At 57.4% G+C, this 21539-nt stretch carries 25 protein-coding genes; 10 read left to right on the forward strand and 15 right to left on the reverse strand.

Annotated features, from left to right (window positions below; translation table 11 throughout):
- Nucleotides 1-160: 160 nt before the first annotated feature.
- The gene (locus tag FJW00_RS17995) at nt 161-820 is read left to right on the forward strand and encodes a riboflavin synthase (RefSeq protein ID WP_009090489.1); all 660 of its coding nucleotides are present in this window, start codon (nt 161-163) and stop codon (nt 818-820) included.
- 238 nt (nt 821-1058) lie between these two features.
- Here the strand turns inward: FJW00_RS17995 and cfa are convergent, their stop codons facing one another.
- Both cfa and punC read right to left on the reverse strand, forming a co-directional pair.
- Nucleotides 1059-2207, reverse strand: coding sequence for a cyclopropane fatty acyl phospholipid synthase (gene cfa / locus FJW00_RS18000; RefSeq protein WP_140028478.1), 1149 nt, complete (start codon nt 2205-2207; stop codon nt 1059-1061).
- 308 nt (nt 2208-2515) lie between these two features.
- The gene (punC, locus tag FJW00_RS18005; RefSeq protein WP_111207419.1) at nt 2516-3718 is read right to left on the reverse strand and encodes a purine nucleoside transporter PunC; all 1203 of its coding nucleotides are present in this window, start codon (nt 3716-3718) and stop codon (nt 2516-2518) included.
- Nucleotides 3719-3824: 106 nt separating this feature from the next.
- Between punC and punR the strand changes: the two genes are divergently transcribed.
- Entirely contained in the window at nt 3825-4730 is a 906-nt protein-coding gene (gene punR / locus FJW00_RS18010) for a DNA-binding transcriptional activator PunR (protein WP_140925201.1), read from the forward strand.
- Here the strand turns inward: punR and purR are convergent.
- On the reverse strand, nt 4727-5752 hold the full coding sequence (gene purR, locus FJW00_RS18015; protein ID WP_009090485.1) for an HTH-type transcriptional repressor PurR: 1026 nt from the start codon (nt 5750-5752) through the stop codon (nt 4727-4729). The genes punR and purR overlap by 4 nt on opposite strands.
- Before the next feature lie 281 nt (nt 5753-6033).
- On the opposite strand from purR, the gene cydH reads away from it, so the two are divergent.
- Nucleotides 6034-6123 (forward strand): cytochrome bd-I oxidase subunit CydH, encoded by a 90-nt coding sequence (gene cydH, locus FJW00_RS18020; protein ID WP_122983609.1) that lies wholly within the window; start codon nt 6034-6036, stop codon nt 6121-6123.
- A gap of 47 nt (nt 6124-6170) precedes the next feature.
- Here cydH and FJW00_RS18025 read toward each other — a convergent pair whose 3' ends face one another.
- The gene (locus FJW00_RS18025) at nt 6171-6959 is read right to left on the reverse strand and encodes a C40 family peptidase (RefSeq protein ID WP_140925203.1); all 789 of its coding nucleotides are present in this window, start codon (nt 6957-6959) and stop codon (nt 6171-6173) included.
- A gap of 365 nt (nt 6960-7324) precedes the next feature.
- Between FJW00_RS18025 and FJW00_RS18030 the strand changes: the two genes are divergently transcribed.
- The gene (locus FJW00_RS18030) at nt 7325-7660 is read left to right on the forward strand and encodes a Grx4 family monothiol glutaredoxin (protein ID WP_179291196.1); all 336 of its coding nucleotides are present in this window, start codon (nt 7325-7327) and stop codon (nt 7658-7660) included.
- A gap of 43 nt (nt 7661-7703) precedes the next feature.
- On the opposite strand, the gene rnt is transcribed toward FJW00_RS18030, so the two are convergent.
- The 4 genes from rnt to FJW00_RS18050 all read right to left on the reverse strand — a co-directional run bounded on the left by rnt (nt 7704) and on the right by FJW00_RS18050 (nt 10760).
- Nucleotides 7704-8372 (reverse strand): ribonuclease T, encoded by a 669-nt coding sequence (rnt, locus tag FJW00_RS18035; protein WP_046101737.1) that lies wholly within the window; start codon nt 8370-8372, stop codon nt 7704-7706.
- Between the two features lie 119 nt (nt 8373-8491).
- A complete protein-coding gene (gene gloA, locus FJW00_RS18040; RefSeq protein ID WP_009090478.1) occupies nt 8492-8899 on the reverse strand; it encodes a lactoylglutathione lyase in 408 nt (135 codons plus the stop codon).
- Nucleotides 8900-9015: 116 nt separating this feature from the next.
- A complete protein-coding gene (locus tag FJW00_RS18045) occupies nt 9016-10113 on the reverse strand; it encodes an alkene reductase (RefSeq protein ID WP_009090476.1) in 1098 nt (365 codons plus the stop codon).
- A gap of 50 nt (nt 10114-10163) precedes the next feature.
- The gene (locus FJW00_RS18050; RefSeq protein ID WP_033736271.1) at nt 10164-10760 is read right to left on the reverse strand and encodes a TetR/AcrR family transcriptional regulator; all 597 of its coding nucleotides are present in this window, start codon (nt 10758-10760) and stop codon (nt 10164-10166) included.
- Nucleotides 10761-10934: 174 nt separating this feature from the next.
- Between FJW00_RS18050 and FJW00_RS18055 the strand changes: the two genes are divergently transcribed.
- The 4 genes from FJW00_RS18055 to FJW00_RS18070 all read left to right on the forward strand — a co-directional run bounded on the left by FJW00_RS18055 (nt 10935) and on the right by FJW00_RS18070 (nt 13340).
- The gene (locus FJW00_RS18055; protein ID WP_009090473.1) at nt 10935-11174 is read left to right on the forward strand and encodes a DUF1289 domain-containing protein; all 240 of its coding nucleotides are present in this window, start codon (nt 10935-10937) and stop codon (nt 11172-11174) included.
- 68 nt (nt 11175-11242) lie between these two features.
- Nucleotides 11243-12139 (forward strand): aldo/keto reductase, encoded by an 897-nt coding sequence (locus FJW00_RS18060; RefSeq protein ID WP_140925205.1) that lies wholly within the window; start codon nt 11243-11245, stop codon nt 12137-12139.
- Between the two features lie 84 nt (nt 12140-12223).
- Nucleotides 12224-12742 (forward strand): superoxide dismutase family protein, encoded by a 519-nt coding sequence (sodC, locus tag FJW00_RS18065; RefSeq protein WP_111207409.1) that lies wholly within the window; start codon nt 12224-12226, stop codon nt 12740-12742.
- A 130-nt stretch (nt 12743-12872) separates the two neighbouring features.
- Nucleotides 12873-13340, forward strand: a complete 468-nt coding sequence (locus FJW00_RS18070; protein WP_009090461.1) for a hypothetical protein — start codon at nt 12873-12875, stop codon at nt 13338-13340.
- Here the strand turns inward: FJW00_RS18070 and FJW00_RS18075 are convergent, their stop codons facing one another.
- Genes FJW00_RS18075 through FJW00_RS18085 form a run of 3 tightly spaced genes read right to left on the reverse strand, consistent with a single transcriptional unit; the run spans nt 13341 to nt 16437 of the window.
- A complete protein-coding gene (locus tag FJW00_RS18075) occupies nt 13341-15341 on the reverse strand; it encodes an FUSC family protein (RefSeq protein WP_111207407.1) in 2001 nt (666 codons plus the stop codon). It lies immediately after the preceding gene.
- Nucleotides 15338-16195: an efflux RND transporter periplasmic adaptor subunit gene (locus FJW00_RS18080; RefSeq protein ID WP_140925208.1), complete on the reverse strand. Its 858-nt coding sequence runs from the start codon at nt 16193-16195 to the stop codon at nt 15338-15340. The genes FJW00_RS18075 and FJW00_RS18080 overlap by 4 nt, the downstream gene beginning before the upstream one ends.
- 5 nt (nt 16196-16200) lie before the next feature.
- Nucleotides 16201-16437, reverse strand: a complete 237-nt coding sequence (locus FJW00_RS18085; RefSeq protein ID WP_009090455.1) for a DUF1656 domain-containing protein — start codon at nt 16435-16437, stop codon at nt 16201-16203.
- Nucleotides 16438-16587: 150 nt separating this feature from the next.
- On the opposite strand from FJW00_RS18085, the gene slyA reads away from it, so the two are divergent.
- Nucleotides 16588-17025: a transcriptional regulator SlyA gene (slyA, locus tag FJW00_RS18090; protein ID WP_009090453.1), complete on the forward strand. Its 438-nt coding sequence runs from the start codon at nt 16588-16590 to the stop codon at nt 17023-17025.
- Between the two features lie 37 nt (nt 17026-17062).
- Here slyA and slyB read toward each other — a convergent pair whose 3' ends face one another.
- The gene (slyB, locus tag FJW00_RS18095) at nt 17063-17530 is read right to left on the reverse strand and encodes an outer membrane lipoprotein SlyB (RefSeq protein ID WP_009090452.1); all 468 of its coding nucleotides are present in this window, start codon (nt 17528-17530) and stop codon (nt 17063-17065) included.
- Nucleotides 17531-17812: 282 nt separating this feature from the next.
- Here slyB and anmK point away from each other — a divergent pair, with 282 nt between their 5' ends.
- The gene (gene anmK, locus FJW00_RS18100; RefSeq protein ID WP_046101745.1) at nt 17813-18934 is read left to right on the forward strand and encodes an anhydro-N-acetylmuramic acid kinase; all 1122 of its coding nucleotides are present in this window, start codon (nt 17813-17815) and stop codon (nt 18932-18934) included.
- 46 nt (nt 18935-18980) lie between these two features.
- Here the strand turns inward: anmK and FJW00_RS18105 are convergent, their stop codons facing one another.
- From FJW00_RS18105 to FJW00_RS18115, 3 genes are all read right to left on the reverse strand, one after another.
- On the reverse strand, nt 18981-19214 hold the full coding sequence (locus FJW00_RS18105; protein WP_009090450.1) for a DUF4060 family protein: 234 nt from the start codon (nt 19212-19214) through the stop codon (nt 18981-18983).
- A gap of 227 nt (nt 19215-19441) precedes the next feature.
- A complete protein-coding gene (locus FJW00_RS18110; RefSeq protein WP_009090445.1) occupies nt 19442-20653 on the reverse strand; it encodes a diguanylate phosphodiesterase in 1212 nt (403 codons plus the stop codon).
- Between the two features lie 100 nt (nt 20654-20753).
- Nucleotides 20754-21275 (reverse strand): GNAT family N-acetyltransferase, encoded by a 522-nt coding sequence (locus tag FJW00_RS18115; protein WP_140925210.1) that lies wholly within the window; start codon nt 21273-21275, stop codon nt 20754-20756.
- Nucleotides 21276-21539: the final 264 nt, after the last annotated feature.

The raw sequence follows: 21539 nt of genomic DNA on the forward strand, positions 1-21539 counted from the left end.
GAATTTCGTGAGTTAGTGTAACTGGCGTAACCCCATTCGCCAATCTTTGTCACACAATGCGGTTTGCACTGACTCAACGCCGTGGCAGGGGCTGAAATCTAACAGCGGGCCTGAGCTGTGGTAAACTGGCACAAACGTCGGATTTTCAGAGGCAAAGAATATGTTTACCGGAATTGTGCAGGGCATGGCAGAGATCGTGTCCATCGAAGAGAAAGAGCTGTTTCGTACCCATACTGTCCGGCTGCCGGAAGAACTCCTGCCGGGTCTGGCGCTGGGCGCATCCGTCGCGCATAACGGCTGCTGCTTAACCGTGACGGCAATCGACGGCGATCGCGTCAGCTTTGATCTGATTAAAGAGACGCTGCGGGTGACGAACCTCGGCGATTTGCGTGAGGGCGACGTGGTCAACATCGAGCGGGCAGCAAAATTCAGCGATGAGATCGGCGGGCATCTGATGTCGGGTCACATTATGACCACCGCTGAGATCTGCAAAATTATCCAGTCAGAACATAACCGCGAAGTCTGGTTTAAAATCCAGGACCCGGCGCAGATGAAATATATTCTGCATAAAGGGTTCGTCGGTATCGACGGCATCAGCCTGACGGTCGGGGATGTGACCAGAACGAAGTTCTGCGTTTATCTGATCCCGGAAACGCTGGAGCGCACCACGCTGGGGGCGAAGACCTTTGGACAGCGGGTCAATATTGAGATCGATCCACACACTCAGGCGATCGTCGAGACCGTGGAGCGCGTGCTCGCCCAGCGTGATGCCGCGGCAGCCATGAGCGCGCTGACCGGGCAACCTGCCGCAGAGAGTTAATATCAGGCGCGACAGCGCCTGTTGAACCGCTGACCCGATTCGCTGTGAGATTGCACCTGCGCAGGAAACAGGGTCAGATCGGAAAGACGCAAAAGCCGTCATCCCTGACATGCTCGACACGCGCCCTCCCTGGCGCGTGACGCTTTCCTCTTCTGACCCTGTTCCCTCCGCCCTTAGCTTCTCCGTTGCGGTTAACGCGGGTCTGACTTCGGCAGGCCTTGCGGCGCAACCGGGCCCTCTACCGCGCCACGCGCAATCCCCCCTCTACGCCACGACTGAAGACGATCTGCCACAGCTGAATATCGCGCGCGCGGAATGCACCGGCACAGGCGTTGAGATAGTAGGCGAACATACGCTTAAAGCGATCGCCATAACTCTCAGCCAGCTGAGGCCAGGCCTGCAAAAAGCGTTCATGCCATGCCATCAGCGTCCTGTCGTAATCTGCACCAAAGTTGTGCCAGTCCTCCAGAATAAAATGGGGCTCGCTGGCATCGGCCACCTGACGCACCGAAGGCAGGCAGCCGTTGGGGAAAATATACTTATCGATCCACGGGTCAACGCGCATATCGGTTTTAATCGCGCCGATGGTGTGAAGCAGGAAAATCCCGTCAGGCTTAAGATTACGATCGACCACGTCGAAATAGGTCGCGTAGTTTTTAGGCCCGACATGCTCAAACATACCGACCGACACCACGCGGTCAAACTGCTCGTTCAGATCGCGATAGTCCTGCAGCAGAATCGTCACATCCAGCCCTTCACAGCGCTGCTGCGCCAGCTTCTGCTGCTCGGCGGAGATGGTCACGCCATGCACGCTGACGCCATAATGACGTGCGGCAAATTCCGCCAGTCCGCCCCAGCCGCAGCCGATATCCAGCAGCGACATCCCGGGTTCCAGCGCTAATTTACGACAAATCATATCCAGCTTGGCTTCCTGCGCCGACGCCAGCGTCGTGGCCTCTTTCCAGTAGCCACAGGAGTATTGCATGTAAGGGTCAAGCATCAGTGTAAAAAGATCGTTGCCGAGATCGTAGTGCTCTTTGCCCACGATCCAGGCCCGCTTGCGGGACTGCAGGTTGGTTAAGCGGGCGGCGGCGATGCGCAGGGTATCTTTGAAATGGTGCGGGAGTTGCTGATCCAGTTTATGTTTAAGCACCTGGTGGAAGAACATATCCAGACGGTCGCAGTCCCACCATCCCTCCATATAGCTTTCGCCCAGCCCCAGCGATCCCTCCTGCAGAACACGCTTAAAAAAACCGGGATGATGAATGCGGATATCCCATGGACGTGAGCCATTTATTTCGATGTCCGCTTTTTCCAGCAGTTCGTGAACGATGCGATACCAATGATTATCTTCAGGAGTCACTGCTTCTGCGTAAGATGAACTCATAGCTTTTCCACCACCTGTCCAATCTGAACCTGAACAAAGAATAGCCAATTCGTCAGGCATTGAGAAACGTCACGGAGGATTCCGCAAACCGATTATCTGTAAGATACAGAGGACTGGAACAGGCTGAAGCAGGGCCGGTAAGAGGGAATAACGCGTGCGAATACCGTCCCGGCAACAGCGTGCCAATCAGATTATTACGTTATTATATTGTTGATTTATTACAGATTTGTTGACCCGGATGAGTATATTCTCACGCGGGTCAATATTCAATGACTTATTGTTAGGGCGCTAACTAAAAAGTTAGCGTCTTAATGATTATCCTGGCAGGCAGGTTGCGCAGTGGCAACAACAGTTTGTGCGCTTGCGGCGCGCTGCATGACGTACCCGATCAGGGCGAGCAGAATCGTCACTGTCATGATCAGCGTGGTGGTCAGCAGTGCCTGGGTTAATCCCGCCGACACCGCCAGGCTGGCGAGGAAGCAGAGGCCCAACTGCAGCGTGTTCTGCAACGCGGCGGCTTTGCCGGTGGCGTGCGGGAAGGGCATCAGCGCACTGGAGACCACAATCGGATAGATCGCTCCGTTAGCCAGCGCCATTCCGCAGAACGGCACCATCAGGCTGAGCAGCGTTCCCTGACCCGACAGCGCGACCGCAAACAGCGCCAGAATGCTCAGGCTGTAGACCCCCAGCAGCCAGGGCAGCAGCTGGGCTCCGTTAAAGCGGTTGAGCAGGGCGCGACAGCCGAAGCCACCGATTAAAAAGGCGAGCGTCTGTGGCAGATAGCTCAGGCCAATGTCGGCGGGGGAAAGGCCCAGGCCCGCCAGAATAAAGGGTGAGCCGGTCAGCCAGGCAAAAAAGCTGGCGGAGCAGGCGGAATAGATCAGTACGTTACCGCTGTAGACGCGGGATTTAAGCAGCGTGAAGAAGCCCGGCTGTGCCCCTTTCTCCTGCGGAGCGGGTTTCACCGCGGGCAGACGCAGCGTGACAATAATCAGCGCCACCGCAATCAGGGTCAGCACCAGGAAAATCGAACGCCAGTGGAAATGGCCGATCAGCCAGGCCCCGAGCAGCGGTGCCAGCGCCGGTGAGAGGGCCACCAGCGGCATAATCGTGGCGAACACTTTGCTGGCGCGCGCCGCCGGATAGCGGTCGATGACCAGCGCCTGCCAGCTTACGGCGGCAGCACAGACACCAATCGCCTGAATGAAGCGCAGCGCCAGCATCAGAAAGATATCGTTCACCCACAGCATGCCCGCACAGCCAGCGGCGAACAGTGCCAGCCCGGCCAGCAGCACGGGTTTACGGCCGATGCGATCGGAGAGCGGGCCCCAGAAGAGCTGACCGCAGGCGAAGCCAGCCAGAAACAGACTCATGCTGGCGCTGATCAGACCGGGCGAGGTGCGGAACGTCTCCTGCATTGCGCCAAAGGCGGGCAGGTACATATCGGTGGCTAAAAAGCCCAGCATGCTGAGCAGAGCGAGGTAGGGCATAAATCCTTTATTCGACAACATCAGATTCTCATTTTGCAGGGTAAACGCGGCAGAGTGTAAAAGGTGCGTTTGCGGCTGTGAAACGGTAATATTTGCCGGTTGCTGTTAAAATTTTTGAAGGCAGATTATGTGGTCAGAGTATGCATTGGAAGTGGTTGACGCGGTTGCACGCGGGGGCAGTTTCAGCGCCGCCGCGCAGGAGTTACATCGGGTGCCGTCTGCCATCAGCTATACGGTTCGCCAGCTGGAAACCTGGCTGGCGGTGCCGCTGTTTGAGCGTCAGCACCGTGAAGTGGTACTGACCCCGGCGGGAGAGCATTTTGTCAGGGAAGGGCGCAGCGTCATCAAAAAAATGCTCGCAACCCGGCAGCAGTGTCAGCAGCTGGCTAACGGCTGGCGTGGGCAGCTAAGCATTGCCGTTGACCGCATCGCCAAACCGCAGCGTACCCGGCAGCTGGTTAAAGATTTTTATCGCCACTTCCCGGACATGGAGCTGCACATCAGCTATGAGGTCTTCAACGGGGTCTGGGATGCCCTGGCCGATGGCCGGGTCGATGTCGCGATTGGTGCGACCCAGGCGATACCGGTTGGCGGACGGTTTGCGTTCCGGGATATGGGGAAGCTCAACTGGCGCTGCGTGGTGGCACCCGATCATCCTCTGACGCAGGCGACCCGGATTGATGATGACACGCTGCGTCACTGGCCGTCGCTGGTGCTGGAGGATACGTCACGGGCGCTGCCGCGGCGCATGACGTGGACGCTGGACAATCAGCGCAGGCTGGTGGTGCCGGAATGGCAAACCGGGCTGGAGTGTGTGCAGGCGGGATTGTGCGTGGCGATGGTGCCGGGCCATCTGGCCCGGCCACTGCTCGACAGCGGCGCGCTGGTGGAACTGACGCTGCCGCAGGCGTTTCCGGACAGCCCCTGCTGTGTCAGCTGGGCAGAGGATCGCGCATCACCGGCAACAGGCTGGTTACTCAGCTATCTGGGTGATGCGCAAACGCTTAATCAGGAGTGGTTAAGCGAGGATTAACGGCGATAGTCGCGGAACGGACCATCCGCAACTGAACGGCGTTCAATCAGCGTGGGATGGACTTCAATCGTTTGTGACACTTCGCGCTTGCTGGTGATGCGATCAAGCAGCATATCCAGCGCCTTCTCACCCAGCTGAGCCTTGGGCTGATGGACGGTGGTCAGTGCAGGCGCAAAATAGCGCGCGTTGCGCACATTGTCATAACCGATCACCGAAATGTCCTGCGGAACGCGCAGACCCATCTCGTCAGCGGCGCAAATTGCCCCCATCGCCATGATGTCGCCACCGCAGAACACCGCCGTCGGGCGCTGCTTCTGCGACAGGATCTGCTGCATCGCCTGGTAGCCCGACTCCGGCTCAAAGTCACCCTGCACAATCCACTCGGCGCGCGGCTGAATGCCCGCCTCTTCCAGTGCCTTAAGGAAACCGGCATGGCGTCCGCCCCCGGTGTTACGCTCCATCTGACCGGGGATGGCGCCGATGTCGCGGTGGCCGCGCTCAATCAGATAGCGTCCCGCCAGATAGCCCCCCTGGAAGGCGTTATCCAGCACCGTATCGGTGAAGTCGGCGCGCGACTCGCCCCAGTCCATCACCACCATCGGGATATTGCGGTTCTCTTCCAGCATCTGCAGCAGGTCGTCCGGGTATTCAGAGCACATGACCAGCAGGCCATCGACGCGCTTCTGCGCCATCATGCTGAGGTAGGCGCGCTGTTTTTGCAGATCGTTATGCGCATTCCCCAGAATCAGCGTATAGCCTTTGTCAAAACAGTGATTCTCGACCGCTTCGATAATCTCAGCGAAATAGGGCGCTTCGCTGGAGGTGGCCAGCAGCCCCAGCGTCCGGGTGTGATTCACCTTCAGGCTGCGCGCCACGGCGCTCGGCGAGTAGTGCAGTTCCTTGATCGCCTGCCAGACCGCATCGCGCGTCTCTTCAGCCACGAAGCGGGTTTTATTGATGACGTGCGAAACCGTGGTCGTGGAGACGCCAGCGCGTTTTGCCACATCTTTAATTGTTGCCATGTAAATCGGACTCCAGGACTTATCTAACTGTATGATAAGCGTAGTGTTAAACGTTTGCGTCTGCTCAGGGTATTTTCCGCAAAAATGCCGTGTTATGGCGCATTAAACCGGCGGCCGACGGAGAATAAATGCCTGAAAAAGTGCGCAAACGGAATCAGGGCTGCGCGCGTTGCGCAACAAGGGCGGGATTCTAACAAGGCTGAACGGATAAAACGAGATTTTTACCCACAGCTGTGGGAAAATAGAGTAACCATAATGATTACATGGTTAAGGAGCAACCCATGAGTACCGATCTTAAACTGGCGTTAATGACCACTGTCGGCTGCCTGCTGATGATTGTGGCCTTTAGTTTTACCGCTGTACTGCACTGATAAAAAAGCCGGGACTTCTCCCGGCTTTTTTCTGACGCTGCATCAGCTCAGCGAATGGTTTTCGGCGTCATCACACGACGCGCACCAATATAGTGACGCTGCCAGTAATCTTCCCCTAACGCACTGATCTGAATATCTTTGCCGGTACGCGGTGACTGAATAAACTTGCCGCCACCCAGGTAAACCCCGACGTGATCCGCGGTTCCGCGGCCATTAATGCGGAAGAAGACCAGATCGCCTTTTTCCAGTGACTCACGTTTGATAGGGGCAGCGTCACGCAGGTGATACATCTCGTTAGCGGTGCGCGGAATTTTAAACTTCACCAGATCTTTATAGGCGTACCAGACCAGTCCGCTGCAGTCGAAGCCGGTGTGGGGGGAGGTGCCGCCCCACTGATAAGGCTTGCCCAGCTGGCCCATGAGCTTGGTCATCGCCGTTTCACGCGCTTTCTGGTAGCGCTGACGGTGAGATTTGCTCATTTTAATGGTGCCGGTCTCGCTGGCATCGGCGTTTTTCAGCAGGCGCTGGTGGCCGTAGCGTTTTTTCTCTTTGGTGCTGAGTCGGGCGGTCTTAAGCGAGGTTTTTTTGGCAGGTGTCTGTTTAGCGGTCAGTTCAACTTTTTTCTGTTTTTTCGTTTTGAGTTTCTGAACCGGGCTGAGACGGGTTTTTTTTGTCGTGGTTTTCACCACGCGACGTTTGCGGCGCTCATCCTCGCGCGCACTCTTTTTCTCTGCTTTATGCGTACTGACGTTCACCGGAGCGTGCGGAGACGCGGCGGCGATGTTGAAGAACAGTTGCGCAAAGGCCAGCATAAAAAGCGTAATGATTAAACGCATAGTCCATTAAGTAGTTAAGTTGTCAGGGCCACTACGCACCGCGACAAAGTTGAGATTAATCTGATCCAGGATCAGCGCCGAAGCCATTCTAGTCCAGTTCTTTTAAAAACTGTAATGCCTTTTATTGTTAATCTTTGCAACCCACGCGATTGTGCTGAAAATGAACATTTTCAGCGTCTTATATCAACGAAATTATTACGAATTATTAATCTGTTACCGGCTGTTAATAATCAGAAATTCACGCTGTGCCTGTCATGACTTAACCAGGATGGCGATTTCAGCAGGCAGCGATCAAAATCTCGTTTTCAGTCACGCTGCGAAGTCGCTACAATAAACAAACACGAAGTGACGAATTAAGGAAGGCAATTATGAGTACTGTAGAAAAAATTCAGCGCCAGATCGCAGAAAACCCGATCCTGCTGTACATGAAAGGTTCTCCGAAGCTGCCAAGCTGCGGCTTCTCTGCACAGGCGGTGCAGGCACTGTCAGCCTGCGGTGAGCGTTTTGCTTACGTGGATATTCTGCAGAACCCGGACATTCGTGCAGAGCTGCCAAAGTACGCCAACTGGCCAACCTTCCCGCAGCTGTGGGTAGACGGTGAACTGGTCGGTGGATGCGACATCATCGTTGAGATGTTACAGCGTGGTGAACTGCAGTCGCTGATTAAAGAGACCGCAGAAAAATTTAAAGAAGCAGAATAAAAAAAGGCCGACGCAATGTCGGCCTTTTTCGTTGTGGCATTCCTCAGACGGAGGCGCTGGCGTCTGCATCGCCTTCGGCAAAGGGCAGGGGCCAGCCACCTAACCGCTTCCAGCGGTTCACCAGCTCACAGAACAGCGTTGCGGTCTGCTGCGTATCATACAGCGCCGAGTGTGCCTGACTGCTGTCAAACTCCATTCCCGCAGCGATACACGCCTTCGCCAGCACGGTCTGACCCAGCACCAGTCCACTCAGGGCTGCCGTGTCAAAGGTGGCAAAGGGGTGGAACGGGTTACGTTTCAGGCTGGCACGTTCAGCCGCCGCAGACATAAAGTTCAGGTCAAACGTGGCGTTGTGCGCCACCATGATGGCGCGATTGCAGCCGCTGTCCTTGATCCCCTTGCGCACCATTTTAAAAATGGCGTGCAGCGCTTCATATTCACTCACGGCACCGCGCAGCGGATTGCCGGGATCGATACCGGTAAAGGCCAGCGCTTCAGGGTGCAGCAGCGAGCCGACAAAAGGTTCGACGTTGAAATGCAGCGTCTGGTCTGTCTGAATCCATCCCTCTTCATCCATTTTCAGCGTGATAGCGGCAATTTCCAGTAACGCATCGGTTTGTGCGTTGAAACCGGCGGTTTCCACGTCGATGACCACCGGATAGAAGCCACGGAAACGTTGATTGAGTGCATTAGGGGAATTCGATTCAGACATCAGGATCTCGTTGCAGGAAAAGGGCAGCGCGCATTATGGCAAAAAACGGGGCCGGGTGCAGCAGATGAAGCGCAGAGAAGGGGATTCAGCCCGCCCGGGAGGGCAGGCTGGCGGCAGGATCAGTTGCCGAGGCCTTTACCGGCATCTTTGTTTTCGATCAGCTCGATTTTGTAGCCGTCCGGATCTTCAACAAAAGCGATAATGGTGGAGCCACCCTTCACCGGGCCCGCTTCACGCGTCACGTTACCGCCATTCTGACGGATACGTTCGCAGGCGGCAGCCGCGTCATCCACGCCCAACGCGATATGACCATAGGCGTTGCCGAGATCATACTTGTCCACGCCCCAGTTATAGGTCAGTTCGATAACCGCCCCTTCGCTTTCGTCGGTGTAGCCCACAAAAGCCAGGGTATATTTATATTCGGTGTTTTCGCTCTGACGCAGCACGCGCATGCCCAGCACACGGGTGTAGAAATCAATTGAACGTTGCAGATCGCCAACGCGCAGCATGGTATGTAGTAAACGCATAACATCCTCTTTGAAGTAAAACGCCATCGCCGGATGACCCAGGCGCTAAGTATAGCGATGAAAATCGCCATTGAATAATGGCCGCCGTCATCGTCCCGGACGGCAGCCAGACAGGTTTACAGTGTCGGGTAGTCGATGTAGCCTTCCGCGCCGCCGCCATAGAAGCTTTCCGGACGCTGAGGATTCAGAGGAGCATCCTGCTGCAGACGCTCAACCAGATCCGGGTTCGCGATGTAGTCGCGACCAAACGCGACGGCATCGATCAGACCGCGACCAATCAAATCGTCCGCTTTCTCAACCGTGTAGGCACCGGCACCGATAATCGCACCCGGGAACAGGTCACGTACTTTCTGACGGAAGGCATCCGTGTAAGGCTTGCCGCCGGCCCAGTCTGGTTCTGAAAGGTGCAGGTAGGCGATGTTGCGTTTCGCCAGCTCGCCGATGTACCACAGCGCCGCTTCTTCTTCATCCGGGCCGTTATCCAGATTCTGGAAGCTGCCGATCGGCGAAACGCGGATACCGATACGATCGGCTGACCAGTTTGCAATGACCGCATCCACCACTTCCAGCGCAAAACGACCGCGTTTTTCGATACTGCCGCCATATTCGTCGGTACGCTGGTTGGAATCCGGGGCGAGGAACTGATGAATCAGGTAACCGTGTGCCGAGTGCAGCTCAAGCAGGTCAAAATCCGCTTCACGCGCATTCGCAGCCGCCTGACCGAAATCAGCTACGATCTGCTGGATTTCAGGAATCGTCAGTTCGCGTGGCTCTGAGGTCTCTTCGCGGTAGACGCTGCCATCTTCAGCACGCAGTGAGGTTCGGGTACCCGCCGCAATCGCCGACGGGGCGACCGGGGCTTTACCTTCCGGCTGGACGCTGTTGTGGGAAATACGACCGGTGTGCCACAGCTGCACGGCGGTGTGGCCGCCCGCCTGATGTACGCCTTCGTTAATGCGTTTCCACGCCGCAATCTGCGGCTGCGTATGTAAACCCGGCGCACCGGCATAGCCTTTGGCCTGGAAAGAGACCTGCGTGGCTTCGGTGATGATCAGACCGGCGCTGGCGCGCTGACGGTAATATTCCGCCATCATCGGCGTCGGGATATCGCCTGGCTCAATGCTGCGCAGACGGGTCAGCGGTGCCATAAAGACGCGGTTTGGGACGGTAATTGCGCCAACTTTCAGCGGACGAAACAGCTGGGTACTCGCCATAATAGCTCCTGATTAGTAGACCAGTCGTCTACAAACACGTTTTTTAAAAATCAGTGGCGTTCTAGCCACTGTTCGATGGTACTCAGTGCGAGGCGCAGGGGCTGCGCCTCGCGGGAAATTTTGCTCTGCAGGCTGGCACCCAGCCAGAGCAGCGACAGCAACTCCGCCATCTGTGCAGGCGGCTGCGGCAGGTTCAGCGACTCCTGCTGCACCGCCTCAGTCAGCGTCCGCGCATAGAGCGCGGTGATTTTCGCCGCACCCTGCTGCAGGGCATCGCGCATCGGCTCAGAGAGATCGCAGACTTCCGCAGAGACTTTCACGCCCAGGCAACCCACAATGTGGCCCTGCTGAACGAACAGATCGACCGCTAAACGGAAGTGGTTGAGCAGGCGTTCGCGCGGGGTGCCATCCGTCCGGCTGAGCTGTAATTCCACATCCTGCAGGAAGCGTGCAAAGTAGCGTTCCAGTAACGCCACGCCAAACGCCTCCTTGGAACGGAAGTAATAGTAGAAGGAGCCTTTCGGTACGGCCGCCTGTGACAGCAGTTCGCTTAAGCCCATTCCGGTGAACCCGCGTTGCAGACAGAGTTGCTCACCTGTCTGAAGCAGGTGCTCGCGGGTTTCGTTGCGTTGTGGCGTCTTATTCATGGCACTGAGAGTAGTAGACCAGTCGGTCGGTTGCAACGATCGGCCCACACGATGGCACAGAGTGTTCACCCGTTCGCGCGACAGCGACATAATTGTGACCGGCTGAGGCTCATTTCCTGTGCAACCAGGCTACGCTGTTACTCTGACTGGTTATTCTGTAACTCCGGAGACGTAGTGGCCGAGCAGCTTGAGTTTTTCCCGGTTCCAAGCCCCTGTCGCGGCATCTGCGAGAGCGATGCGCGCGGCTACTGCCTGGGATGTTTACGCAGCCGTGATGAGCGGTTTAACTGGCTGCGCTTCAGTGATGCCCAGAAGCGCGAGGTGATTCGCCTGTGCCAGATGCGGCGTCAGCGTCTGCTGCGCCAGCAAAAGGGCGAAGAGCCACCCGCACCGCAGCAGCCGGAGTTATTCTGACGGCCTGGCGCTTTCCGTTATACTCTCTGACACGCTAATGTCAGCCAACGTGCAACAGGGAGATCGTCATGTCACAACCGCAAGCCATTGCTCTGCAGGGGCCCGATTTTTCACCGCTGGTTATGGGGTACTGGCGTCTGATGGAGTGGGGCATGTCGCCTCAGGAGCGGCTCGCATTTATTGAGCATCACCTCAGCCTCGGTATTACTACCGTTGATCACGCCGATATCTATGGTGACTATCAGTGTGAAGCAGCGTTTGGTGAGGCGCTGAAGCTGGCTCCTGGCCTGCGCGATCGGCTGCAGATTGTGACCAAATGCGGCATCGCTACCCGTGCCCGCCCGGAAAACCAGATTGGTCACTACATCACCGATAAAGAGCATATCGTCCAGAGCGCAGAAAATTCGCTGCGTCACCTGCACACCGATCGTCTCGACCTGCTGCTGATCCATCGTCCCGATCCGCTGATGGACGCGGATCAGGTCGCCGATGCCTTTATGGCTCTGCACCAGAGCGGCAAGGTACTGCACTTTGGCGTCTCCAACTTTACCCCGGCCCAGTTCTCCCTGCTGCAGTCCCGCCTGCCGTTCTCGCTGGTCACTAACCAGCTCGAGATCTCCCCTGTGCAGCAGAGCGGACTGCTGGATGGATCGCTGGATCAGTGTCAGCAACTGCGTATCCGGCCGATGGCCTGGTCCTGTCTGGGGGGCGGTCGCCTGTTTAACGATCCCCATTTCCAGCCACTGCGCGATGAACTGGAGCGGGTGCGTCAGGAGACCGGGGCGAGCAGCCTGGATCAGGTGGTCTATGCCTGGATTCTGATGCTGCCGTCGCGTCCGCTGCCGATCATCGGGTCGGGCAAAACGGCGCGGGTCAGCGACGCGGCCGGTGCGCTGAGCGTGACGCTGTCACGTCAGCAGTGGTTCCGCATTCGTAAGGCCGCGCTGGGTTATGATGTGCCCTGAAGCGTAAAAGTGCGTCAATTTTCAGCAGAATAGCGCAACAGCGACCAGACTTATTGCACACCCTGGTATGCAAACGGAGTCATCATGAAAATGAAAGCAGTCGCGCTATTCGCGCTGATCGCCTGTGGGTCAGCCCACGCCGCCAGTGAACAGGTGACGGTTCATCAGGTCACCGCTGAGGGCATAGGAAAATCGCTGGGCACCGTAAAGATTGATGAGACAGAGTATGGTCTGAAGTTCACACCGGATCTGAAAGGGCTGACGCCGGGCATTCATGGATTCCATGTCCATGCCAAAGGCAGCTGTGAGCCGGGCGAGTCTGAGGGCAAAGTGGTGGCCGCCGGGGCGGCCGGTGGGCATCTCGATCCGGCTAACACTGGCAAACATCTGGGGCCGTATGCGGAAGGGCATCTGGGCGACCTGCCTGCGGTCTACGTGGATGACCAGGGTAATGCAACCTATCCGGTACTGGCACCGCGACTGAAGTCGCTGAGTGAGATCAAAGGCAAAGCGCTGATGGTCCATGTCGGCGGTGACAACCATGCCGACCATCCCAAACCGCTGGGCGGTGGCGGGGCACGTTACGCCTGCGGCGTTATCTGAATTTCCGGGCGGCCCATGCCAGCCGCCCGCTTTTCTCCTGCCGGTTTATTAATTGTTGTACCATCCCCTGCATTTCCCCCCTATGATATTGATTCAGGTACGAAAGCGTGATGGGGAAAGGAGCAGGAACATGAAATTTAAGGGCGCATTACTGCTGAGTCTGCTGCTGGTGGGATGCGATAAACCCAATGATACGCAACTGGTTACTGAAACCGGGCGGGAGCTTCAGCGCACCATTGATACCAGCCCGATGCGTGTCACCTGCGAAAAGATTGCCAAAGGTCGCGAATGGCTGAGCCGCAGCACGGTGCGCAGGCTGGAAGCGAAAGGGTGCGATCAGGTCTTCCGCAGCGCCACGGAAACCAATTTCACTGAAACCACGATTTATCGCCGCACCATGACCATGGTGTGCGGCGGCATTCACGGTCAGAGTTTCACCGGCAGCGAACTGACGCGCCGCTTTATCTTCTCACCGGATGAGAAAGCGCTGGTGATCGAACCGATGACCGAGATGGATAAGACCCGTTTTGAGGGGCACAAGACGCTGCAACAGCTGCAGGACGATTTTAACCGCCAGCAGCAGCAGTATTGTCAGTAGTCAGGCCGGTACCGCCTGTTTCAGCTGTGCCAGCGAACAGCGCAGGCGCCAGATAATCCCCGCCAGTTCACTGGCCTCGTTGCTGCCCTGCGCCAGCAGCGAGGCGATCGTCTCCTCCAGTTCCAGCAGCATCCGATCAAGCGAGCTGTGCTGCACGCCACGGCTGCTGATAATCTGCTGTAAATTCTGCAGGCTCTCATCGCGAAACCGCAGCAGCGACGCCGGACCGGCATCCCAGTCACGCAGCTGCCAGACGATATGCGAGCAGTTGAGCAGCACCACCCCCCAGCGCAGCAGCCAGACCCGCGCCTGTTCATCCCGGCTGTGACTGAGCTGGCTGATGCGATGGTAGATCTGCGATTCAAAGCGACTTTCGCTGAGCCGGGGCTGTCGCCGCAGCTGATCGAGGAAGGCCAGCCGCAGTGCCCGGATATGCCGCCGGCTGCGCCGGGCATCGGAGCTGGGGCGCAGGATCTGGAAAGCCAGCCAGGCGAGCAGTACCCCGCACACTTTGGCAATATTATCGTTGAAGAACGCCTGATAGTCCCAGACGGGCGGGTTAGTGACCGCGATAAACGAGCCCATAAAGACGATGAACTGTCCCCACATCCCGGCACGCTGTTTCTGCTGTAACTTAAAGAGTTGCAGCGTCACCAGCAGCGGAAACAGAACCAGTAAAAAGGGCCACAGCAGGCTGATCTGCACCATCAGGCCGAACTTCATCACAAAACTGAAGGCAAACAGCCAGAGCAGCGTTTTCAGCAGCAGCGTCACGCTGCCGCCGGGTGAGGGCGCAGAGGCGTAGAGCACACAGGCGATCGCGGTCAGAGTCAGGGCGGAAGCGCCTGAAGACCACTGCGTGTTGATCCAGAAGGCGCAGCCCAGCACGATAACGCAGAAGGTGCGCAGGGCGCTCCAGCCCGCTTCGGCGCTGTCACTGTCGCGCGCCAGCGCCGGAACCGGCGGAGGCTGAAAGCGGGTATCCGCATCGGCACGATCCAGCAGCCTGATCCAGCGCAGCACATTGAGGTACATCCAGCAGAAGTAGCGCAGCCGGTGAGAAAACGCGCGCTGCCGATAGTCCCCCGACGCCGCCGGTGTCACGCTGCGCAGGATCTGTGCCAGCCGGTATTTGTCGCAGTCCGGTTTCGCCAGCTCCGCCAGCAGCTGTTGCAGCGCCTCAAACAGCGCGGCAGGGGCGTCGGGCCAGTTCAGCAGCATGCGGCGCAGACTGGAGAGCACGCTGGTAAGACGCAGCTGCTGGTGCAGCACGTAGTTCAGGACGTTGTTCTGGCGGCGAAAGCGATAGTGACTCCAGAACGCCTGAATGCGCAGCAGATTCATGGTCAGGATCTGGCTGATGACCGTCTCATGCGCGGTGCGGATCCCCTCACTGGCGGAAGGCTGCAGCAGCAGGACCGCATGTTCCAGCAGTCGGGCGTGCATCTGTTTCAGCGAGGTAATCAGCGTCTCACCATCGGAAGTGCTCGGCAGCACCATCATCATCAATCCAGCGCACAGGATGCCGGAGATCACTTCGCAGACGCGCGCCTGGGCGATGGTCCACAATGCGGTAATGTCCGTAATATTGACGCTGCTGAAGGCGATGATGGCGGCGGTATAACCGGCCAGGGAGAAGGCGTAGGCGACATTATTCTGATAGTGGCTGGCAATGCCGGTGCAGAGCGCCAGCCAGCCAGCGATGGCAAAGGTGAACAGCCACGGTTCATTCAGCGTGTGACCGGCAATCAGCAGGGCGGCGCTCGCCCCGACCAGACTGCCGGCGATGCGGCCAAGGCTTTTACTGATTGCCCCGCCGACCGTGGGAAAGCTGATGACGGCGGCAGAGGTCATCGCCCAGTAAGGTTCATCGAGATCCAGACCGTAGGCAATACTCAGCGCCAGACACATCGATATCGCGTTGCGCAACGCGTAGCGCCACTGTCCGCCCGTCGCCTTAATCCAGGGCAGCTGATCCCAGGCCAGCCACTGCATATTCATGGCTGGATAGAGATGGTGCAGCTGGTACCGGCAATCAGCTCAGTGTGTGCCGGAAGCGGGTCGAGACGAATGCGCACCGGCACCCGCTGCGCCAGCCGTACCCAGGGCACATTGGGTTTGATATCGGGCACCAGACCGCTGTCCGTCTCAATGCTCTGGTCGTAAATGGCGCGACCTATGCTCTCCACCTGGCCCTGCAGCTGTGCGCCATTGCTGTAGAGCACCACCTGTGCCGCGGCGCCCGGATGAATATGGCGCAGTTTGGTCTCTTCAAAATAGCCCATCACGTAGTAAGAGTGACTGTCCACCAGCGCAAACAGGGGCGTTCCCGCCGCGGCATAGTTGCCCGGCCGCAGCGTCAGATTGGTGATCCAGCCATCTGTCGGGGCGGTCAGCGTCGTCTGCTGCAGGTTCCAGCGTGCCCGCTCCCATTCCGCCTGCGCCGCTTTGGCACTGGCAGCCGCGGCCCCGGCGCTGAGGCGCGCCGCATCGAGATCTTCTGCAGAGATAATGTTACGCGGCAGATGAGCGCGCCGGTTAAATTCATGCTGCGCTTTCGCCAGATCCGCCTGCGCTTTGCTCAGCTGGGCGGCCGCGTTGTCGAGCGCAATCTGCCACGGCACCGGGTCGAGCGTCAGCAGCTGCTGGCCCTTATGGACAAACTGATTATCGGTGACGCTGAGTTGAGCAATCCGGCCCGACACCTGAGGCGTAATATCCACCAGCTCTGCCCGCACCTTACCGTCGCGGGTCCACGGGGACTGCATGTAGTAGTTCCAGAGCCAGCCCCCCGCCAGCAGCGCCAGGGCGAAGACGATGAGGGTGGAAAAATATTTTACCGCGTTAAATTTCATATCGATTATCCGTGACCGATGAGCCAGAGTGCGGCGGTAACGCACAGCACAAACAGGGAGAGATCAAACAGGGTGGGATGCCAGACGTCGCCGGAGTAGATCCAGCCGCGCACCAGGGGGTGGATCAGCAGCCAGAAAAAGAAGCCAAGAAGCACCGCTTTGAATATCGGCGGAAAAAACAGTGAGGCGCCCACGACCAGATCGGTCAGCGGTTTCGCGCCTGAAAAAGCGGAGGTGAGCACGTGATAACATCCCTCGTTAACCCAAACGGCAGGGGGAGAGCGCTGCCGCGATTTCCTGGCCTGGCCCGGGATTTGTAATTTGTCCTGTAAACTCGCAGAATAGTGTAGAATCTGGCTTGATAGCTAGCAAGCTAATTATAAGGAGATGAAATGGATACGCCCCTCGGAACGGATTTATCTCGCCTGGTGCGCATCTGGCGCGCGTTGATTGATCAGCGGCTGAAGCCGCTTGAGCTGACTCAGACTCACTGGGTGACGCTGCACAATATTCATCAACTGCCGCCCGAACAGTCGCAGATCCAGTTAGCCAAGGCGATTGGCATTGAACAGCCCTCCCTGGTCCGCACGCTGGATCAGCTCGAAGAAAAAGGGTTAATTACCCGCTCGACCTGTGCCAGCGATCGTCGCGCCAAGCGCATCAAACTCACGCAGCAGGCGGAGCCTATCATTGAGCAGGTGGAGAGCGTGATTGATGAGACGCGGGACGACATTTTGTCCGGCATCAGTCGGGAAGAGATCAGCCAGATGGTGACGCTTATTGCCCGGCTTGAGAAAAACATTCTCGAACTGCAGAACAAAGAGAAATAAAAAACCGACGCCCAGGCGTCGGTTTTTTTTTGCTATCTCAGCGAGGTGAAACGGTGACCTGGCTGCCGTTAGAGGCCATCACGACACGCTGGCCAACGGAGTAGCGTGAGGCGGCCTGTTTCTGAACCACCATGATGGTGTTGCCATCATCCTTGCGGATTTCCAGCTCAACGCCATCGGTTTTATTGATTGCGCCCTGAACGCCCTGGCCCGCAACGCCGCCCAGCACCGCACCACCGGCTGTCGCCAGGCTACGACCTGCGCCGCCGCCAATCGTGTTACCCAGGAAGCCACCCAGCACGGCACCGCCGATGGCACCGATAACGTTACTCTCATCGCCACCCTGGATTTTCACCGGGCGAACGGAAACTAACGTACCGTAAGAGACGCTCTGCACCTGCTTGGCTTCACTGGCACTGTAGGTATCACCCGACAGCGTACTGGTATTGCTACAACCTGCCAGCATCACACCGGTCAGAGCGACCACAATTACACGCTTAATCATCTGAAACTCCTTTAGTCGAGAAGGCGCCACGTTTACCGCTGTATCCTGCTCACAGTATAAGACACAAACCTGGCAAATTAATCCCTGTCCGAATAAAACACGGTTGAACGAAGCATAGACTATGTAAGATCAACAATAATTCAATCGTGGATCAAAAATAGTCCCGCGGCGTTACCGGTCAGCACATTTGGATAAAAACAAATTAATCATAGAATTAGCGGGTGTAATTTGTCAGGCTAGCCGCAGATAAATTGCACCTCCCGCCGGATGTAAGGAATGGCTATGAAATCAGGACGCTATATCGGAGTAATGTCAGGCACCAGCCTGGATGGAGTGGATGTGGTGCTGGCGGCCATTGACGAAAATATGGTGGCTCAGCAGGCGAGCTATTCGCATCCTATCCCCGCCGGGCTGCGCCAGGCGATCCTCGCGATTTGTCAGGGACAATCCCTGACGCTGTCGCAGCTGGGGCAGCTGGACACCCGTCTCGGCCAGCTGTTTGCCGAGGCGGTAGTCACGCTGATGAAGCGCGAATCCCTTGAGGCCAGCGATATCACGGCAATTGGCTGTCACGGTCAGACCGTCTGGCATGAGCCGCAGAGCGACGCGCCCAACACCCTGCAGATTGGCGACAACAACCAGATTGTGGCGGCGACCGGCGTCACGGTGGTGGGCGACTTCCGTCGCCGTGACATGGCGCTGGGCGGACAGGGCGCGCCGCTGGTGCCGGCTTTTCATCAGGCCCTGCTGATGGATGCCACGGAACGCCGCATGGTGCTGAATATTGGCGGCATCGCTAACCTTTCGCTGCTGATACCGGGGCAGCCGGTGCGGGGTTTCGATACCGGTCCCGGTAATATGCTGCTGGATGCCTGGATCTGGCGGAATCAGGGTCTGCCGTATGACAAAGATGCGCAGTGGGCGCGAAGCGGTACGCGGGTTCCGGCGCTGCTGGAGGCGCTCTTAAGGGAGCCCTGGTTTGCGCTTCCGCCACCGAAAAGCACCGGTCGCGAGCACTTTAATCTGGGCTGGCTGGAGCAGCATCTGCGCTATTTCCCGGGGCTGGCTCCGCAGGATGTGCAGGCGACGCTGGTGGAGCTGACCGCCATAACCATCACCCAGCAGATATTGCTCAACGATGGCTGTGACCGTCTGCTGGTGTGCGGCGGCGGCAGCCGCAATCCGCTGCTGATGGCGCGCCTGGCTGCTCATCTTCCCGGCACCGAAGTGACTACCACCGATGCGGCGGGTATCAGCGGGGACGATATGGAGGCGCTGGCGTTTGCCTGGCTGGCGTTTCGTACGCTCTCCGGGCTGCCGGGCAATCTGCCTGCGGTAACGGGGGCGCGGGAGAAGAGCGTGATTGGCGCCATCTATCCGGCCAATGCGCTCTACCGGCGTTAACCTGCGAACCGGGGGCGGTCAGCCCCCGCTGGGTAAGGGGTGACCGTCAGGCGGCACCGGGGAGATGAGTGAGGTTACGGACGCCGGTAATCACGGTTGCCACCATGGTTTCGCGTCGGGTAATGACTTCGACCTGATAAAAACGGCTGCGGTAGGCGATGGAGTAGATGATGGGATGGTACTTATTGCCTTCTCCGTAGCGGGCGTAGTGCGCTTCGAGCGCACGGGTTGCTGCCAGGATATGGGAGGGTTCTTTATCACCGCGGATGATTTGCTTCATTCAGTTCCTCAAATGCTGTCCCTGGAGTCACGTCGCACGCATGGCGCGTTGCGCTGGCCTAAACACTGAACATCTGACTGCTAAATCGGTAATCACAGACTGGGCAATAACTGACTCTGCCGGGCGAAGATGACAGAAAAATGATCGCCCGGCGCTGTTTATTATTTAGCAGTCGCCAGGGGATCCGGCAAGGCAGAGAAGCGCAAAATCATCCAAATCGCAGGGGGTTAAAGCAGCTCTGGCCAGGCGACGGCCGCAATGCGGTTCAGCTCAGGTTTTGAGAAGAGGAAGCCCTGAAACTGGGTCACGCCTGCCGCTTCGAGCCACATCCACTCTTCGGGCTGTTCGATGCCCTCCGCGATCACGCCGATCTCCAGTGACGAGCAGCATTTCAGAATGGCATGAATGATCGCCTGCTTCGGTCCGCTTTTATGCACGCCTGAGATAATCGCCCGGTCAATCTTGATCTTGTCGGGCTGAATGCGGGTCAGCAGCGACAGCCCGGCGAAGCCGGCGCCAAAATCGTCCAGCGCGAGGCTGATGCCCGCCGCCTTCAGCTGGCGAAGGGCCGCTTCAAAGGCATCCGGCTGCGAGATAATTTCATTCTCGGTGAACTCCACCATGATCTGCTCCGGCACCAGCCCCTGGGCCGCGATCGCCTCCAGCAAAAACGGAACCGCATCGGGCACTTCTACCAGGGTCATCGGCAGCAGGTTGATCGACAGGGTCATCCCCTCAATCCCCAGCTGTTTTGCCTGAGCAAACGCGATTTTCTTCGACTGCAGATCGGTCTGATAGAGCTGTTCACGTGACAGTCCGGCAAAATAATCCAGTGGCGGTTCACCCTGCGGGCCGCGCAGCAGTGCCTCCAGTGAAACGATTTCACAGGCAAAGGGATCGACGATCGGCTGAAACGCGAAGCTGACCTCATCCGTCGCCATCAGTGCGGCATCGCCTTCACGCTGCTCTGACTCGTCGCGGATAAAGGTCCAGCCGCTGGCGGAAGGGATCTCAAAATAGTTCTCTTTTTCCCGCGCTTCGACAAAGGTACGCAGGAACTGCAGAGCGCGGTCGGAATAGGTCATCTGGTAGCGGGTGGTGCATTTCTCCAGCACCGCTTCCAGTACCGTCTCTTTATCGTGCAGACGGAGATCGAACAGTTCCATACCGACGTGACCAAACCGTCGCGCCGGGGCGTAGTCGCGCAACAGTTCAACCAGATTATGATGGCGCGGATCCTGGCAAATCCGGTTATAGACCGCTTTTACGGCCGCTTCCGGACCTTCCAGCAGCTGAAAAAAGTGTGTTCCATTGAACAACAGAATCCCGGTGACGCTGGATGATTTGTTGATTTTGTTCGCTTTTAATGCCAAATCATGCAGAAGCCCCAGTGACACATTTTCAGTGATGTGGCTTCTGTAGATGATTGTCGACAACATAAAGATTTCCGGGATTTTTTATTTTTTGTTAACACACCTTACCAGAAGGTTCTCCTGGGGAGAACGAGGGGGAGTGCGCCTTTCTTACTCTGGAACTATTTTAGTCGACAGGAAGCGCTGAATCACCTTTTCCCAGCGCACGCTGCATAAAAACCGTATCTAGCCAGCGACCCTGTTTGAACCCGACCGAACGCAGGATGCCGGTCATCTCAAAGCCCGCTGCGCGATGCAGCGCAATGGAGCCCTGGTTCCCGCTGTCGCCTACATTAGCGATCAGCTGACGAAACCCCGCCTGCTCTGCCCAGGCAATCGCATGATGTAACAGGCGTGACCCGATGCCACGCTGCTGAAATCCCGGATCGATATAGATCGAATCTTCCAGCGTGTGCCGGTAAGCATGACGCGGACGATAGGGGGCCAGATAGCAGAAACCGCACACCTCACCGTCGCTGACGGCGATAAACCACGGCAGGCCCGCCTGCTGAATCTTGTGCATCCGCCCGGCGATTTCGGCGACATCAGGCGGAACCGTCTCAAAGGAGCCGGTGCCATTAAGAACATGCCAGGCGTAAATCTGCTGAATCGCCGGGATATGAACATCCTCTGCTGCAAAAATTTCCATTGTCACGCTCCGGTATTATCTTTAACGGCTGTACCTGGTGAAAAAACAACGGTATAGCGGGTCGTCAGGGGACGCAATGAAAATCTTGCGGGTGCGCATTCTCTCCTGTCGGCTCGCTTACCAGGATTAATCCTGGCAAATCGGAGGGCAGAATGCCAGGCAGCATGAAAGAGGCGATATCCGGGGGTATTAAGCCTTTTCTGAAAACCGCGCCAGCCGGATGATTCATTCCAGGGTTAGGGCTATTATCTCTGCGGTTTCGGT

It is taken from the genome of Pantoea anthophila (assembly GCF_006494375.1).
In the GTDB taxonomy this organism is placed as follows: Bacteria; Pseudomonadota; Gammaproteobacteria; order Enterobacterales; family Enterobacteriaceae; genus Pantoea; species Pantoea anthophila.

Excerpts from the sequence above, each read along its gene's own strand:
- FJW00_RS18080 (WP_140925208.1), bottom strand. The coding sequence starts at position 16,195 with ATGAAATTTAACGCGGTAAAATATTTTTCCACCCTCATCGTCTTCGCC.
- purR (WP_009090485.1), bottom strand. The coding sequence starts at position 5,752 with ATGGCAACAATTAAAGATGTGGCAAAACGCGCTGGCGTCTCCACGACC.
- FJW00_RS18045 (WP_009090476.1), bottom strand. The coding sequence starts at position 10,113 with ATGGCGAGTACCCAGCTGTTTCGTCCGCTGAAAGTTGGCGCAATTACC.
- slyB (WP_009090452.1), bottom strand. The coding sequence starts at position 17,530 with ATGATTAAGCGTGTAATTGTGGTCGCTCTGACCGGTGTGATGCTGGCA.
- rnt (WP_046101737.1), bottom strand. The coding sequence starts at position 8,372 with ATGTCTGAATCGAATTCCCCTAATGCACTCAATCAACGTTTCCGTGGC.
- FJW00_RS18115 (WP_140925210.1), bottom strand. The coding sequence starts at position 21,275 with ATGGAAATTTTTGCAGCAGAGGATGTTCATATCCCGGCGATTCAGCAG.
- FJW00_RS18105 (WP_009090450.1), bottom strand. The coding sequence starts at position 19,214 with ATGAAGCAAATCATCCGCGGTGATAAAGAACCCTCCCATATCCTGGCA.
- FJW00_RS17995 (WP_009090489.1), top strand. The coding sequence starts at position 161 with ATGTTTACCGGAATTGTGCAGGGCATGGCAGAGATCGTGTCCATCGAA.
- FJW00_RS18070 (WP_009090461.1), top strand. The coding sequence starts at position 12,873 with ATGAAATTTAAGGGCGCATTACTGCTGAGTCTGCTGCTGGTGGGATGC.
- FJW00_RS18025 (WP_140925203.1), bottom strand. The coding sequence starts at position 6,959 with ATGCGTTTAATCATTACGCTTTTTATGCTGGCCTTTGCGCAACTGTTC.
- anmK (WP_046101745.1), top strand. The coding sequence starts at position 17,813 with ATGAAATCAGGACGCTATATCGGAGTAATGTCAGGCACCAGCCTGGAT.
- cfa (WP_140028478.1), bottom strand. The coding sequence starts at position 2,207 with ATGAGTTCATCTTACGCAGAAGCAGTGACTCCTGAAGATAATCATTGG.
- FJW00_RS18075 (WP_111207407.1), bottom strand. The coding sequence starts at position 15,341 with ATGAATATGCAGTGGCTGGCCTGGGATCAGCTGCCCTGGATTAAGGCG.
- FJW00_RS18060 (WP_140925205.1), top strand. The coding sequence starts at position 11,243 with ATGTCACAACCGCAAGCCATTGCTCTGCAGGGGCCCGATTTTTCACCG.
- FJW00_RS18050 (WP_033736271.1), bottom strand. The coding sequence starts at position 10,760 with ATGAATAAGACGCCACAACGCAACGAAACCCGCGAGCACCTGCTTCAG.
- punR (WP_140925201.1), top strand. The coding sequence starts at position 3,825 with ATGTGGTCAGAGTATGCATTGGAAGTGGTTGACGCGGTTGCACGCGGG.
- FJW00_RS18110 (WP_009090445.1), bottom strand. The coding sequence starts at position 20,653 with ATGTTGTCGACAATCATCTACAGAAGCCACATCACTGAAAATGTGTCA.
- slyA (WP_009090453.1), top strand. The coding sequence starts at position 16,588 with ATGGATACGCCCCTCGGAACGGATTTATCTCGCCTGGTGCGCATCTGG.
- gloA (WP_009090478.1), bottom strand. The coding sequence starts at position 8,899 with ATGCGTTTACTACATACCATGCTGCGCGTTGGCGATCTGCAACGTTCA.
- sodC (WP_111207409.1), top strand. The coding sequence starts at position 12,224 with ATGAAAATGAAAGCAGTCGCGCTATTCGCGCTGATCGCCTGTGGGTCA.
- cydH (WP_122983609.1), top strand. The coding sequence starts at position 6,034 with ATGAGTACCGATCTTAAACTGGCGTTAATGACCACTGTCGGCTGCCTG.
- punC (WP_111207419.1), bottom strand. The coding sequence starts at position 3,718 with ATGTTGTCGAATAAAGGATTTATGCCCTACCTCGCTCTGCTCAGCATG.